Raw genomic sequence first — 15,562 nt, 5'->3', positions numbered from 1 at the left:
ATACTCCTCTTCGTTTTATATGCTATAGCTCAAATCCGGTAATATCCTCTTTAAAAATTGTTTTGTTCGGTCCTCTTTCGGATTTGAAAAGATATCTTTTGGACTTCCTTCTTCCACGATTACGCCTCCATCCATAAAAATAACGCGGCTGGCGATATCATAAGCGAAAGACATTTCATGGGTCACAACAATCATCGTGATGCCCTCCTTTGCCACCTTCTTCATAACGGAAAGAACTTCACCCACCAATTCAGGGTCTAAGGCCGAAGTAGGTTCATCAAACAAAATAACTTCAGGATTAAGTGCTAATGCCCGCGCGATTCCGACACGCTGCTGCTGACCTCCCGAAAGCTGACAGGGGTAAGCATGGTACTTATCCGATAGTCCTACTTTATCCAGCATTTTGATGCTGATTTCTTCCGCTTCTCTTTTCGGTACTTTTCTGGCAGTAACCAGACCTTCCATTACATTTTCAATAGCGGTTTTATTGTTGAAGAGATTATACGATTGAAAGACCATCGCTGTTTTTCTTCGGACCTCCAAGATATCTTTCTTGCTGGCGTGTTTAAAATCAACGTATTTTTCACCAATGAGCAAATCTCCTTCATCTGCTTTTTCCAGAAAGTTAATGCAGCGGAGCAGCGTTGTTTTTCCGGAGCCGCTGGGTCCCAGTATGACGACAACCTCTCCTTTATTCACATGAACATCAACACCCTTTAATACTTCGTTTTTTCCAAATGCCTTATGTACGCCTTTTACTTCAATCATAGGACTCCCTCCTTTCTATATACACTCAACCGACTCTCGATTAAAAGTGAAGTCTTTTCAATGCCTATATTGATTATCCAATAAACAATTGCTGCTGCAACATATGCCTCCAGATATTTATAACTGGTGTTTGCAGGAATCAGTGCCGCATTCATCAAATCAACGACAGAAATCATCAAGACCAGTGATGAACTCTTGACCAGTCCGATCAAATTGCTGCATAACATCGGAACAGCGATTGGCAATGCTTGAGGAATAATAATCCGGCGTAACGTCTGGCTTCTTGTCATTCCAACCGAGTAACCGGACTCATATTGGCCCTTGTTGATAGAGATCAGTGCACCCCGTATGCTTTCGGAGATTCCTGCGGTACCGTAAATAAATAAGGCCAGTAACGCAATATAAATCAACTCAATTTCTTTTGCCTGCAACGATAAATGGAACTTTTCTGCTACCCCTTTATACGTTTGAAAAACAAAATAGTAGACGATTAATATTTGCAGCATAACAGGAACGCCCTTTGTTATCACGATATAAACTTGAAAAACCCGGTCAAACACTCTGATCTTATATAACCGAACCAACGCGATAATACTCCCAAAGAAAATACCTGCTATAAAAGGTACAAAAGCTAAAATCAAGGTAACCGGGGTGTATTTAATGGATTCTTTGATTGCTGTAAACATAAAATTTATATCGAATTGCATTTCATCACCTGCCATCTCCTATCATTCTTTCAGTCAGCTTCTTTTCCATTTTTGAACAACCTTTCTCCAGTATGATGCAAAGGACTAGAAAAATAACGGCAGCACCGGTATAACTTTCAAGGGTGTGATAGGTTCGTGCTCCGATTACTTTCGCCTGCCCCATCACATCAATGATGCCAAGAGAGAAAGCAATGGATGTATCTTGCAACAAGTACACCACATTGACAGACAAACTTGGCAATGCCGAAAGCAAGGCCTGAGGTGCTACAATTCGGCGAAATGCCTGCAGCCTGGTCAGACCTGCGGAATAAGCCGCTTCCGTCTGTCCGATGGGAACACTTATAATGGCCCCTCGAATGATCTCTGCTACAAAAGCAGCCATATTGAAACCATACGTTAAAATGACAAAGATAAATTTATCCCACCGATTGATATCAAGCCCTATAAGCAACAACACTCTAGGAAGTCCATAATAAACAATAAACATCTGGACCAGAATTGGAGTTCCTCGCATAAAAGAGATAAATACCACTGAAATCTGATTGAGAACAGGTATTTTATATAAGCGAAGTAATGCAATCACCGCACCTAAAGACATGCCTATGATGGTAGCCGTTATGAGCAGAATTAAAGTAATATGAAGGCGTGACAGCAACTCCGGCAAATAGTCAAATATTAATTTAAAGTCAAAATAATCTCCCATTATGTATCTCCATTTGATTCCCTATTGAGGTGTTTATAACGTGTTATTTAAAATAGAAATTTCTTATATTCATTTGGGCAATCTGCTCCTCTGGATTCGTTTTCAGAATCCATTGGCTCTGGCTGCCCAAATGAATGAACAATCTATTTTAAGACACCCCTATGACTACATTAATCCGTTGTCGTATAGTCCCCGCCGAGTACATCGATTGAAATTTGAGCCAAAGTCCCATCTTCTTTCAGTTCTTTTAATACAGCGTCTATATCCTGCTGCAATTGGGTGTCATCTTTTCTGTAGATATAATAAGTACTGGAACTTGCAATAGGATCTCCTGCGGTCTTTACCTTATCGCCATACGTTTTGTTCCAAGAATCCACAATTCTTTTGATCGAAATAGCGGCATCAATTCGTCCGTCTTCAAGCTCCTGAATCTGAGCAACGGCATCCGAATTGGAAATGTATTTTAGCTTAATCGGATTATCCTGATGTTTCTTATTGTAGTCCTCAAGTACCCAGGCATCATTGCTGCCTTCGCTGACTTCTACCGTTTTTCCCTGTAAATCATCAATTCCGTTGATATCTGTTCTATCCTTATCAACAACAATCCTTAAGATAAAGGTTGTATAGCTCTCCGTTCCGAATAAATAAGACGCCTCACGGTCAGGATTTTTTTCGAATTGATGCGCTCCGATATCCACTTTTCCATCGCCTAAGCTCAACAAAATGTTTTTAAAGTCAAAAGTTTCGAAATCAAATTCATATTGTGGAAGCCGATTATCGATTTCTTTTAAAACCTCTAATTCATATCCTGCTAAGTTGCCGCTTTCATCTAAGTAGCAATACGGTTTAAATTGAGTACCGGTTCCTATAACCACTTTTCTAGGATTTTCTGCGCTGGCTTCTTTTGATGCATTCGTTGAACTTGAGCATCCGGTCAAAGCTGCCATTCCAAGCGTCAGCGAAAGGATGAGTGCAAAGGGTAATCCCTTTTTAAAAAATTCTTTTTTCATAATCATTTCCTCCATTTTTAATTACTGTAAAACAAAAAAGACCAAGAACAAAAGCCTTAGAATCATCCTTCACACAAAGGCGTGATTCCTTGCAAATTCGTTCTTGGTCTCCAGGTTCTCTGGTCAACCGTTTTATATTGTCTAGTATTCCTATTTGTTTTATACATATTAACTCTTCTATAACTTAATGTCAAGCATTTTTTATAGAAAAGATGAATCGCTTTATTTCTTTACTTGTATCTTCTGTATTCCTATAAAAATGCAAAAAATAAGTTGACAAATGGGTTTTATCCATATAATATATATTTTAATATAATTCTTATATGTTTACTATTATATAAAAAGGAGTTGATTGAAATGACCGTTTTATTATTAGGAGCAGACCGTTTAGGCAACATTTGCGATAAGCTTCAGCTGGAAGGCACAGAAAAGATTATCCATTGGTCAGGACGATGTTCCTCCTGCAAACATAGATGTTTGCCAAAAAATATCGGAAAAATTATTATCTTCTGTGACTTTATTAATCATCCGACGATGGAAAACGTTAAAAAGCAAGCGAAGAAAAATAATATACCGATCGTTTATTGCAAGCGTTCTCTGGCTAATTTAAGTGTACTTACCGCCAACTAAATAACTTAAAAACCGAGGTGCCCTATTTCTAAGGGCACCTCGGTTTTTATTTCAAGTTTAAATTTTTCTATATCTGTTTTTAATCCCTTTCAAATTGCTCCGCAACTGAATTCAGCTGATGAGCCTGTTTCGACAATTCACTGCTTGCTGCAGAACTTTCCTCTGCCGTAGCAGCATTGGTCTGAACAACAGCGCTGATCTGTTCCACTCCTTGTAGGGTTTGCTTCAAGACTTCTGCCTGCTCTGCATAAGCTGCTGATATTTCGTTGATTTGTTCTACGGTCTGAGATACCCCTTCGATCACTTCTCCAAGCATCGCTCCCGTTACATTAGCACTATCCGTTCCGTTCCTAACAGACCGAATCGTTTCTTCGATCAATAGGGTCGTCTCTTTCGCCGCATCCGCTGATTTGCTTGCAAGGTTCCTCACTTCATCCGCAACTACCGCAAAACCTTTTCCTGCATTTCCTGCCCTTGCCGCTTCAACAGCAGCATTCAGTGCAAGAATATTGGTCTGAAAGGCGATATCCTCAATTACCTTGATGATCTTACTGATTTCTGATGATTTTTCATTAATGTCTGAAATTGCAACCATCATTTCGCTCATCTGCTTATTACTCTCATTCGCAGTAATGCCTACCCGTTGGGCCTGCTCCGCTGCAACCATCGCATGATTTGCATTTCGTGAAACATGCTCCGACACATCATTAATGGTGCCCGTTAATTCTTCCGTGGCGCTCGCTTGGTTCGCTGCCCCCTGAGCCAATACCTGCGCGGCATTCGAAATCTCATTGGAACCCACTGCTACTTGATTTGAGGTTTCAATAATCTGTCCAATCGTTCCTCTAAAGACTTCGGAAACCTGCAAGAGCGATGTCTTGATCTTTGCGAACTCTCCGTCATAAGTCTGCGTTAATTCGATGTTCAAATGCCCTGCTGCAAACCGGTCTAAAGCACCGGATACTTCATCTATGTAACGGATATACTGATTCAGCCGTACCACTAGGCTTTTCATGGAATCGGCCAGTTGTCCTACTTCATCCGCCGAATTCATTTCAATCTGTATTTCCAGATTTCCTTTGGCCAATTCATCGGTAATCTTCGTTAGCTTTTTTAACGGAGCGATGATACTCTTGGTCACAAAATAAATAACTGCAAATAAGAAAAGGATGGCTACGATATAGATGATCGCAATATCCTGTCTGCTATGATTTGCTACCTTCATGAAGTCCTCTTCCGGTACAATCAGCGCAACCTTCCAGCCCGCATCATCTGTGGATTTCACCACGCCAAAGCTTTTCTTTCCATTGTCGCTAAAAGGAACAACCGATCCGTCGGGCTTGTTGATCTGATCCACCATTTCTTTGCCAAGTCCAATCTCACTGACCGGTTTTAAAAGTTGATCGGAGTCCTTGTGGGCCAGAACATATCCCTCCGAAGAAATTAACACTTCATAGGCGTTCGCATACTTGCTCTCCGCATTTATGACCAATGTGCATAAGGTGGTAATCTCAACGTCCACACCTGCAATCCCGACAACGGTTGAACCTGAAAGGTCATACACAGGAGCTGAAATCGTGATAACCATTTCTCCGGTATCCACATCCTGATAAGGCTCGGTTATAATGTATCCTTTGTCGATATCGGCCTGCTCTTTAAACCAATAACTTTTCTCACGTAAATCAAAGCCGGGGTCTGCGATCCAATCTCCTCCGTCAAAAGCTAATTCCGAGTTTATTGCTGCAATATAGGCGGAAAGGATATTTTCCGGATCTCTGTCCATGGTCTGCTTTAAAGTCTTGTAAACGCCAGCGTATTTATCATTTGCCTTAAAATTTTGACTGGTAGCGCCGTCTGAAAGAATACCGCTGACCCCACTGTCCACCGCCATCTGCTGTGCAATCGTCAGATACTTTTCAAAATATTCATCCATATCGCCGGCTACCGCTTCTGTTGACAGGGTAGATATGTACTCTTCGTTATTAACGACGGTGCCCGTTACATTATGGATTGTTACAATTGCCGATAAAATCATCGCCAAGATGGCAACACCGCCGATAAAAATCATCATTTTGGCACGAATGCTTTTTAAATTGAATAAATTCTCTCTGCGTGTATTCCCTTCTATTGATTTTCTAAAAGTGTTTTCCATACTTCCATCCTCCCGTTTCAACGTTTGAAATTTCAAATTTCATATTCTATAGAAATACTTTATCCCTTTATTACATTATAAGATCGCCGCAGAAATATCTCTTTAACAGAACGTAAATAACACGTAAAATTTTTGTAAGTCCGTCATCAATCTTCCTTCCAGTCTCCCTGCTTCATGAAAAAGATCTAGGACTGAGTTACTATTTTTCTTAAGAATTGACTAATAGCCTTATAGACCGGATGAGCCGCATCCCCCAATCTCGAAAAATAATCCATATGGGCAATGCCGTCAATCATTTCAAGCTGTGCTATGCTTCTCTTTTCTGACAGCCTGTCAAACAAATGAATGGAATTGGTTATGGGAACCAGATAATCGTTTCTGCCGTGAATCAATAAGCAAGGAGGTTCCGTTCCTTTTATATGCTCGATCGGCGATGCCCCCCGTATTTCTTCCTCCTTATCAATCAATCCACGGATGAAAACAGGCATCCATTCATGTGCATAATTTTCTTCCAACGTCAAGTCGTATATGCCGGAAAGCCCAATCCAGCCTTTTATTCTGTTAAAATCAATTTGATATTTTTGGTGCCACCTTGTATCTCCAATCAGCAGGGCAGTTAAATGAGCCCCTGCAGAATGACCTAATAACATAATGTTATTCGGATCGCCTCCGTACGTTTCAATATTTTCGGTAACCCATTTCAATGCAGCAGCACAATCTTCTATTTGAGCAGGATGCGGAATTTTTATCGCGTTCTCATCCAGACTGCCGGTTAATCGATAATTGATCGAAACAACCGTGTAGCCCTCCTTCAATAACGATGGCGCAACAAATCGAGATTGATCTTTATCCCGTCTTGCCCACCCGCCGCCATGAATAAAAACGATGACCGGATTTCTAACGGCTCCCTTCAAATGGTGAATATCCAACTTATTGGAACCGTCTTTCCCATAAGCTATATCAAAATAATCGATTCTGTTCTTATCAGGCTGCTGCGATAACAGAGGAAATTCCAATTCACTTACTGCATATGCTTCGTAGTCTGCCTGCTGCAGCTCTTCTGCCTTCTTTTTTTCTATAATATATTCTGTCATACATTTATACCCCCTTGCACTTCATCCTTTTGCTGATAATTTATAAATCATAGAAAACCTTCTCCTTATATTTCAGTAATTCATCAAGATATTTTTTACCTTCTGCACTCAACGGAATGCTTTTATGCTTTATATATCCTATATGCATCACTTCATCCGAATCCAGTTTCACTGCTTGATAATCGCTTCCGTTTAGTTCCTCGCAAATAATACCGGAGCACAAGGTATATCCGTTCAGACCAACCATTAGATTCAGCATCGTAGCTCTGTCGTTGGCTTTGATAATTCGCTTGTATTCATAGGTGCTTAAAACTTCTTCCGCAAAATAGAAAGAATTATAATTTCCCTGTTCAAATGATAGGCACGGATATTCCTCTAATTGTTCCATATGAATCACATTTTCTCCTGCTAAAGGATGACCTTTCCACAAATACACATACGTATCACATGAAAACAGCTCCGCAAACTCTAACGAATTTTCATTCAGAATCTTCGTCATCACTTTTTCATTAAAATCATTTAGATAGAGAATTCCTAATTCACTTCTAAAATTTTTCACATCGTCAATGACGTCATAGGTCTTGGTTTCATGGACTGCAAATTCATATTCATCCATACCAAATTGTTTAACCATTTCCACAAATGCTTTTACGGCAAAGGAATAATGCTGAGTAGAAACACTAAAATATTTTTTTCGGACTTTTTTTTCAATATATTGTTTTTCCATTAATGTATATTGTTCTACCACTTGCTTTGCGTAACCCAAGAACTCACTGCCTTGAGGGGTTATTGTTATTCCTCTATTGGTACGAATAAAAATTTTTATACCTATTTCATCTTCCAATTCTTTTATTGTTCCCGATAAACTTGGCTGTGAAACAAACAAAGCCTTTGCTGCAAGATTGATCGATCCTTTATCCGCTATTTCTATTGCATATTTCATTTGCTGAAGTGTCATCTTAGCACCCTACCTTTCTCAATTTTCAGGTCTCTAAGTTTATTTCTTAGTCTGACTACAAGACTGCTCTAACTTTAAATTACAATGTTTTTCTTTATTCATAGTATTTCTATATGTTTTATATATATTACTATTTAACTCACTTTTTGTCAATACACTGTTTGGGTCAATACCTCTCATTCTTCTTGATTCTTTTACCCTTTCTTCAACGTGAATCAGGCTTACCTCCTTCCTGTTATAAGTTCAACTTATAACAGGATAGATGTTATAGGTATTAACACTTTAGAAATGCATGAACTATAATTATAGGAGAATCAAAGATGTTGATGACATTATCGTCAGTGGTAAATTTGATAGAAGAAGCAGTCAGGAAGTTTTCTTAATTTTTCAAGTGAAAAATTAAGCCACGGATAGGATTGACAAAAATAAAAGGACTAAATCCCGCCTGCAAAACAGGATTCAATCCTTTCATTAATCCTTTTTAAGAAACTCGTTTAACTATTCATACAATCCTGCACTGAAATACCGGTCACCTCTGTCTGGGAATACCACCACAATATTTCCCTTGTCAAGCGTCTCTGCTAATTTCAATGCAGCTGCCATAGAGGCACCTGAAGATGTTCCTGCAAAAATACCTTCAGTCGATGTAAGCTTTCTGGATGTTTCAAATGCTTCTTTATCATTTACCTTAATGACATCATCTACAAGATTCATATCCATCGTATCCGGAATAAAATCGTTTCCTATTCCTTCAATATTATAGTCTCCATGCTCACCACCGCCCATTGTTGATCCGATCGGGTCTGCCAAAATGCCCTTCATGTCTGGATTCTTTTCTTTTAAATATTTTAATACACCATTGTAAGTACCGCCGCTTCCGGCTCCGAGCACCACGTAATCAATGTCGCCTTCGAGCGCATCATAGATTTCCGGACCTGTTGTTTCATAATGTGCTAAAGGGTTCATCCTGTTTTTAAACTGTTCGAGTGAAATAGAATTAGGAATTTGCGCCTTTAGTTCTTCTGCCTTCTCAACAGCACCTAACATTCCTTTTTCTCTTGGTGTATTGACAACCTCCGCACCTAATGCTTTCATAAGATCTTGCTTTTCAATAGAAAATTTTGTAGGGACAACAAATACAATCCGATACCCTTTATTCAGTGCTGCAAAAGCAATGCCAATCCCTGTATTTCCGGCAGTTGCTTCCACAATGGTAAAGCCTTTTTTTAATCGGCCTGCTTTTTCAGCATCTTCAATCATGTATTTGCCGATTCTGTCCTTCACACTCCCTCCCGGGTTAAAAAGCTCTAATTTAGCAAAGATATTTACATCCTTTTTTTGATGGATATAATTCAATTTAACAAGCGGCGTATTTCCTATCAGTTCCTGCATCGATTCATAATACTTCATTTACTTTTCCTTTCCGGCTTCACGAATGGCGCCATCCAGATCCGCTATGATCTCATTTACATCTTCAATACCGACGGATAAACGAATTAATCCTTCCGTAATACCAACCTGCTGCCTGATTTCATAAGGAATGGACGCATGCGTCATGCTGGACGGATGGCATACTAAAGATTCCACTCCTCCCAGACTTTCAGCAAGGGCAACGAGATTGAGTCCGTCAAAGAACTTTTCAATGTCATACTGTTCCTTCAATTCAAACGAAATCATTGCGCCGCCGTTCTTTGCTTGTAACGTGTTAATCTCATACCCTGGATCTGTTTTAAGCCCCGGATAATATACTTTGCTTACTGCTTCATTTTTTACAAGGTATTCTGCTATTTTTTCTGCATTCTCCACGTGCCGATCCAGCCTTACACCAAGAGTTTTTATCCCTCTTATCAATAAAAATGAATCAAACGGCTGCAAAATTCCGCCTGTTGCATTCTGAATAAATGCTATTTTTTCTGCAAGAGCTTTATCCTTTACAACAGCAAGGCCGGCTATGAGGTCGCTGTGCCCGCCGAGATATTTCGTTGCACTATGTATGACAATATCTGCACCCAATTCAATCGGTCTTTGTAAATACGGTGTCATAAATGTATTATCAACGATGGATAATATTTCATGCTTTTTGGCAAGATCAGCGATTGCCTTTAAATCAGTTACTGTCATCAACGGATTTGCAGGGCTTTCTACATAAATAGCTTTTACATTTTCAGTAATTTTCTGTTCTAATCCTTCCAGATCTGTGGTGTCTTCAATCGAATATTCGATCCCGAAATTCGTAAAAATTTTATCCAGTACTCTGAATGTTCCTCCATATACATTGCTTGAAATAATAATCTTATCCCCTGATTTAAACAGAGATAACACTGCCGTAATTGCTGCCATACCGGATGCAAAAGCAAATCCTGCAACTCCTCTTTCAAGCTCTGCAATAAGAACTTCTAATGCTTCTCTTGTGGGATTCCCTGTTCTTGAATATTCATAGCCCGTGTGTTTCCCCAGTCTAATCTGCTCATAAGTGGAGGTCTGATAAATCGGAACATTCACTGCGCCGGTCCGCTCATCTCCATAAATTCCTCCATGAATTAACGCTGTTTCTAAGCTGCTATATCTTTTCATTTTGCTGTTCTCCTTTTTATAGTTCGCTAATATAAAATGTACATATTCGGATGCCTTTAGTTTATCTTTTCTATCATTAAAATAAGTTTTCTGTATATGCGTTGGGCACATGTGATCTAACACGGAATAACCGTTTTGCACAAGCTTTTCCTTCAATTTTTCATGAGAAAACCGCTCATACATGGTCTCGCCAAGCTGCTCAGTAATCCATCTCAACTGTTCATATCGTTCATCATCGTATTGATCTTGATTCGGGTAATCGAATAGTAACCTACTTCCCTCAGATGAAATTTGAGCAATATTGGAAAATGTATGTGCAAGGGTTTCCAGCGAAAGATAGTAAGATACGCCAAGCATGGTAAAAAAAGATTTTTCTTCTTTTTTGAATCCGAATTGAACAAGAACCTCCTCCATGCGTTGAGTCTCAAAATCAATCGGAACAAAATGAACATTTTTCGGAATCACCCATTCCATTTCCTTTATTTTGCTCAACTTATATTTTTGTGTGTCCGGATGATCCAGTTCAAAGATTTCAATATTCGGGTTTTCATTTCTAAATGAAAAACTGTCTCCTCCTGCACCGCATATGACATACTGGCACGATTCATTTTCTTGTACAAATTCCTTCAGTTTTGTTTCCGCATAATGACTCCTTGATAAAACAATAGGCGAAAAAAGGTTTTCAACCACATGATTCCACGGGAACCTTTCATCACTCTTTAATGGTTTGAATGCATGATCAATTAAATTTTTTATTTCATTATATTCATCTCTCCCTAGTAAGTCATAGGCCAAATAATCATCATAAATTTTGTCCCGATGAAAACAGGAATGATGTGCTCTGGCAAAGGCACATATTTTAGCTGTCATGCTTTCTGTTTTTTCTAACATTCATTCTTCTTTCCTTTCTTATTACTTCTTTCACAACAACATGCTGCATTGCTTATCGCCTCCTTTCAATACTATTTATATATGTTTAGTATGCTATTGTGTTCATTATATTGAAGTTATGTATTTAGTTGTCAATTCTAAATTAACCTAGAAAGAATAAATGCTTAATAAAGTTATAAATGAGTCAGCTTACTTACTCCCCTTTTCGTCAGTCGAAACCTCCGCTAAAGCTGCAATAAAAAAGCTGCATTATATAACCCCGTTATATAATGCAGCTTCTAGTTTACTAGTCGGCCGAATCATTTATTACTTTTCATATATGTTTAGTTTTTATTAATTTATCATGCCGATTACCTGCTGTCAATACTTATTTATATAATTAACTATTTTCTTCTTTTGAATCCGGGAATATGTTATTCATTTTTATGCAGTAATACAAAAGGTTGTGTTCAGCGCTAGAACACAACCTTTTTCTACTTACCTTATTAGAAGATATAAATAGTACTATTATTACATTCGTTCATCAATCATCCCATTTACGTCCATGTACGCGTATTTTTGATCAATCCCCAATAATAGATTATTTATATAATGCTATCTCTAAGCTTCTTGGAACAGTGGAGTAGAAAGGTATCTTTCACCGGTATCCGGTAATAAAACAACGATATTCTTTCCTTTATTTTCAGGTCTTTTTGCGATCTGAGTTGCAGCAAAAGCAGCTGCTCCAGAGGAAATACCTACTAATAAACCTTCCGTCTTGGCAAGATTTTTTGCGGTTTCAAACGCTTCTTCATTCTTTACTTGGAAGATTTCATCTACCACTTCTCTATTAAATACGCCCGGTACAAAACCTGCACCTATGCCTTGTATCTTATGAGGCCCTTTTGCTCCTCCTGATAATACCGGAGAATCCGTTGGTTCCACTGCGATTATTTTGATGTCCGGATTTTTCTGCTTTAATGCTTCTCCAACACCGGATACTGTTCCGCCTGTGCCGACACCTGCAATGAAAATATCCACTTGACCATCGGTATCCCGCCAAATTTCTTCCGCAGTTGTTACCTTATGAATAGCCGGATTCGCAGGGTTTTCAAATTGCTGAGGAACATAAGAATTCGGTGTCTGTTCTGCCAATTCCTTTGCCTTATTGATAGCTCCGGCCATGCCTTCTGCTCCCGGGGTCAATACTAATTCAGCACCCAATGCCTTCAACAGATTTCTTCTTTCAATACTGAACGTATCTGGTAAGGTGATAATTAGTTTGTATCCTTTCGCAGCTGCAACAAAAGCAAGTGCAATACCGGTGTTTCCGCTTGTCGGTTCAATAATGACTGTATCTTTATTAATCAGCCCTTTTTCTTCACCATCCTTGATCATGGCGTATCCGATTCTATCCTTTACGCTGGATGCCGGATTAAATGCTTCTATCTTTGCAATAACGGTTGCTTCCAAGCTATTTATCCTGTTATGATTTGACAATTCCAATAATGGAGTATTTCCGATTAAATCTGTTAAATTCTTTGCGATCTTTGACATTTGATTTTCCTCCCCTTTATTCCTAGTATTTCGATATGTTTTATTCTATATTGTTATAATATACGCTAATGAAATAATTGTCAATACTTTTTTTAAACTTTTTTATTTTTCCTATAAGTTTAGTTGGAATAAAAGGAAATTATCTTCTTAACTCAGCGACTAACTCTGTCAACACGGTCAGAAAATGATCCACTTCCTCTTCTGTGTTTTCCTCGCCGAGCGAAAATCTTAATGAGCTGTGCGCCAGTTCATCCGATAATCCGATAGCGTGCAAGACATGTGACGGTTCCGAAGATGCCGACGAGCATGCTGACCCACTGGAAGCTGCGATTCCTTTCTTGTCCAGCAGGATGAGTAAGGAGGCCGCTTCTACAAATTGAAATGATATGTTCACATTTCCTGGCAGACGTTTTGTGGGATGACCGTTTAATTGGGTGAACGGAATTTTCTGTAAGATATACTGAATCATTTTATCTCGAAGGTAGATTACATGACTAGGATGATCCGTCAATCCCTGAGCTGCAATCTCCATAGCTTTTCCCATTCCAACAATTCCCGCCACATTTTCGGTTCCCGCTCTTTTATAGCGTTCCTGCCCGCCTCCGTTCATATACGGTTGGATTTCAACACCATTTCGAATGTAAAGGGCACCGACACCTTTGGGGCCATAAAACTTATGCCCGGAGACGGATAATAAGTCCACAGGTAATTCGTTGACATCCACCTTTATATTGCCTGCCGTTTGAACGGCATCCGTATGAAAGTATATGCCATTTTTATCCGCAAGCTCTCCGATTTCCCGAATGGGTTGTAGCGTTCCTATTTCGTTGTTTGCAGCCATAACAGAGAGTAAAATAGTATCTGTTCGAATAGCCTCTGCCACTTGTTGTATAGGAAGGAATCCAAATTTGTCCACAGGAAGATAGGTCACTTCAAATCCTTCTTTTTCCAATTGGCGGCAGGTATGCAATACCGCATGATGCTCAATGGACGTTGTAATAATATGCTTTCCCTTATGCGCATTCTGATAGGCTGCCCCTCTTAGGGCCCAATTGTCGGCCTCCGTTCCTCCGCTTGTAAAGAAAATTTCATTTTCATTTGCATGAATGGCATTTGCCACTCTTTCTCTGGCGTGTTCCAGCGCTTTTTTGCTCTCTTTTCCGATCGAGTAGCCGGAAGACGGATTGCCATAATACGTGGTCAGATATGGCAGCATTTCGTCCAAGACTTCCTTTTTTAAAGGTGTCGTCGCCGCATGATCTAAATAAATCCGTTTCTGTTCCAAATTAGTTCCCCCCTTCTATGAAAAAGTGGCTACGCCACTCCGCACTTTCTTTTTTTATTCAATAGGAAACGATATTTCCTATTGAATAAAAAAACGGGAGATTGCTCTCCCGTTTAAATTACTCTAATGACCGATCAAAGTCTTCAATCAAGTCTTCAATGTCTTCCAGTCCCAAGGATACCCGAATTAGATTATCCGAGATACCCAGACGGTCACGTTCCTCTTTCGGCATACCGGCATGAGACATCTTGACCGGATAGGATACGATCGTTTCCACCCCGCCAAGGCTCACTGCTACCGCTGCCATACGAACTTTTTTCATAAATCGAGTCGCTGTTTCCGTGTCCACCGTTTTAAAGGACAGAACAGCACCTGCGCCATCTGCCTGATTAAAATGAGTCTCTCTTCCTTTATGAGATTCCAGCCCCGGATAATAGACGGCTTCCACTTTTTCATGGTTTGCCAGCCATTCGGCCATTATTTGTGCATTCTTCTGCTGATAATCCAATCTCACTTTTAAAGTCTTCAAACCACGCAGCAATAACCATGAATCCTGCGGTCCCAAAACGGCACCGAAGCTATTTTGAATGGCATACGTCTTTCTGGCCAGTTCTTCCCCTTTTACGACGATCAGACCTGCTACCACATCACTGTGACCGCCGATAAACTTAGTTGCACTATGTACCACAATATCAAAACCCAAATCTAAAGGCCGCTGTAAATAAGGCGACATAAAGGTATTGTCAATAATCGTGAGCAGGTGATGCTCCTTTGCAATTTCCACACAAGCCCTTAAGTCCGTAATTTTCATCAGCGGATTTGAAGGAGTCTCTACAAACAGCCCTTTCGTATTGGGCTTGATCGTTCTCTTGATTTCATCTAAATCGGTCGCATTGACAAAGCTGATCTCCAATCCCAAACGATTATAGTGCTTGGAAGCGATTCGATATGTTCCGCCATATACATCCTCGCAGATGATAACATGATCGTTCGCTGAAAAAAGAGAAAGAACCATGGATATAGCGGCCATACCGGAACCAAGCGCAAACCCTCTGTCGCCGTTCTCCAGCTTCGCAATCGTATTCTCTAAGGCTTTTCTAGTGGGATTGCCTGACCTGGAATAATCATACTCCTGACCGTTTTCAATATCCTCCTGATGAAAGGTAGATACTTGATAAATCGGAATACTTAAAGCTCCTGTCTGCTTATCCATTTCATTTCCATTATGCAATAATTTTGAACCAAATTTCATTT

General features: G+C 39.6%; 13 protein-coding genes and 1 pseudogene. 1 reads left to right on the top strand and 13 read right to left on the bottom strand.

Features of this window, described 5'->3' with window-relative positions; all coding sequences use genetic code 11:
* Positions 1–15: 15 nt before the first annotated feature.
* From JYB65_RS02550 to JYB65_RS02535, 4 genes are all read right to left on the bottom strand, one after another.
* Positions 16–768 carry an amino acid ABC transporter ATP-binding protein gene (locus tag JYB65_RS02550; protein WP_206581051.1) on the bottom strand — a complete coding sequence of 251 codons (753 nt, stop codon included), beginning with the start codon at positions 766–768 and terminating at the stop codon, positions 16–18.
* Positions 765–1,475 (bottom strand): amino acid ABC transporter permease, encoded by a 711-nt coding sequence (locus tag JYB65_RS02545; protein ID WP_206581050.1) that lies wholly within the window; start codon positions 1,473–1,475, stop codon positions 765–767. Before JYB65_RS02545 ends, JYB65_RS02550 begins: the two co-directional genes overlap by 4 nt.
* 4 nt (positions 1,476–1,479) lie before the next feature.
* The gene (locus tag JYB65_RS02540) at positions 1,480–2,178 is read right to left on the bottom strand and encodes an amino acid ABC transporter permease (RefSeq protein WP_206581049.1); all 699 of its coding nucleotides are present in this window, start codon (positions 2,176–2,178) and stop codon (positions 1,480–1,482) included.
* A gap of 170 nt (positions 2,179–2,348) precedes the next feature.
* Positions 2,349–3,188, bottom strand: coding sequence for a transporter substrate-binding domain-containing protein (locus JYB65_RS02535; protein WP_245156560.1), 840 nt, complete (start codon positions 3,186–3,188; stop codon positions 2,349–2,351).
* 357 nt (positions 3,189–3,545) lie between these two features.
* Between JYB65_RS02535 and JYB65_RS02530 the strand changes: the two genes are divergently transcribed.
* Positions 3,546–3,818 (top strand): DUF2325 domain-containing protein, encoded by a 273-nt coding sequence (locus tag JYB65_RS02530; protein WP_206581048.1) that lies wholly within the window; start codon positions 3,546–3,548, stop codon positions 3,816–3,818.
* A gap of 79 nt (positions 3,819–3,897) precedes the next feature.
* On the opposite strand, the gene JYB65_RS02525 is transcribed toward JYB65_RS02530, so the two are convergent.
* From JYB65_RS02525 to JYB65_RS02490, 9 genes and pseudogenes are all read right to left on the bottom strand, one after another.
* Positions 3,898–5,970 (bottom strand): methyl-accepting chemotaxis protein, encoded by a 2,073-nt coding sequence (locus JYB65_RS02525; RefSeq protein ID WP_206581047.1) that lies wholly within the window; start codon positions 5,968–5,970, stop codon positions 3,898–3,900.
* Positions 5,971–6,155: 185 nt separating this feature from the next.
* Complete coding sequence (locus tag JYB65_RS02520) at positions 6,156–7,064, bottom strand: alpha/beta hydrolase (RefSeq protein ID WP_206581046.1); 909 nt, start codon at positions 7,062–7,064, stop codon at positions 6,156–6,158.
* 40 nt (positions 7,065–7,104) lie between these two features.
* On the bottom strand, positions 7,105–8,022 hold the full coding sequence (locus tag JYB65_RS02515) for a LysR family transcriptional regulator (RefSeq protein ID WP_206581045.1): 918 nt from the start codon (positions 8,020–8,022) through the stop codon (positions 7,105–7,107).
* 498 nt (positions 8,023–8,520) lie between these two features.
* Positions 8,521–9,432, bottom strand: coding sequence for a PLP-dependent cysteine synthase family protein (locus tag JYB65_RS02510; protein ID WP_206581044.1), 912 nt, complete (start codon positions 9,430–9,432; stop codon positions 8,521–8,523).
* Positions 9,433–10,596, bottom strand: coding sequence for a trans-sulfuration enzyme family protein (locus JYB65_RS14870; protein WP_245156592.1), 1,164 nt, complete (start codon positions 10,594–10,596; stop codon positions 9,433–9,435).
* A gap of 90 nt (positions 10,597–10,686) precedes the next feature.
* Positions 10,687–11,466 (bottom strand): annotated as a pseudogene (locus JYB65_RS14865) (class I SAM-dependent methyltransferase); the annotation flags it as partial.
* A gap of 621 nt (positions 11,467–12,087) precedes the next feature.
* Complete coding sequence (gene cysK / locus JYB65_RS02500) at positions 12,088–13,023, bottom strand: cysteine synthase A (protein ID WP_206581042.1); 936 nt, start codon at positions 13,021–13,023, stop codon at positions 12,088–12,090.
* 139 nt (positions 13,024–13,162) lie between these two features.
* The gene (nifS, locus tag JYB65_RS02495; RefSeq protein WP_206581041.1) at positions 13,163–14,308 is read right to left on the bottom strand and encodes a cysteine desulfurase NifS; all 1,146 of its coding nucleotides are present in this window, start codon (positions 14,306–14,308) and stop codon (positions 13,163–13,165) included.
* A 118-nt stretch (positions 14,309–14,426) separates the two neighbouring features.
* Positions 14,427–15,560 (bottom strand): trans-sulfuration enzyme family protein, encoded by a 1,134-nt coding sequence (locus JYB65_RS02490; protein ID WP_206581040.1) that lies wholly within the window; start codon positions 15,558–15,560, stop codon positions 14,427–14,429.
* Positions 15,561–15,562 lie beyond the last annotated feature (2 nt).

Source organism: Clostridium aminobutyricum (assembly GCF_017255415.1).
Lineage (GTDB): Bacteria > Bacillota > Clostridia > Peptostreptococcales > Anaerovoracaceae > Aminipila > Aminipila aminobutyrica.
This window is presented reverse-complemented; position numbering and strand designations above follow the sequence as displayed.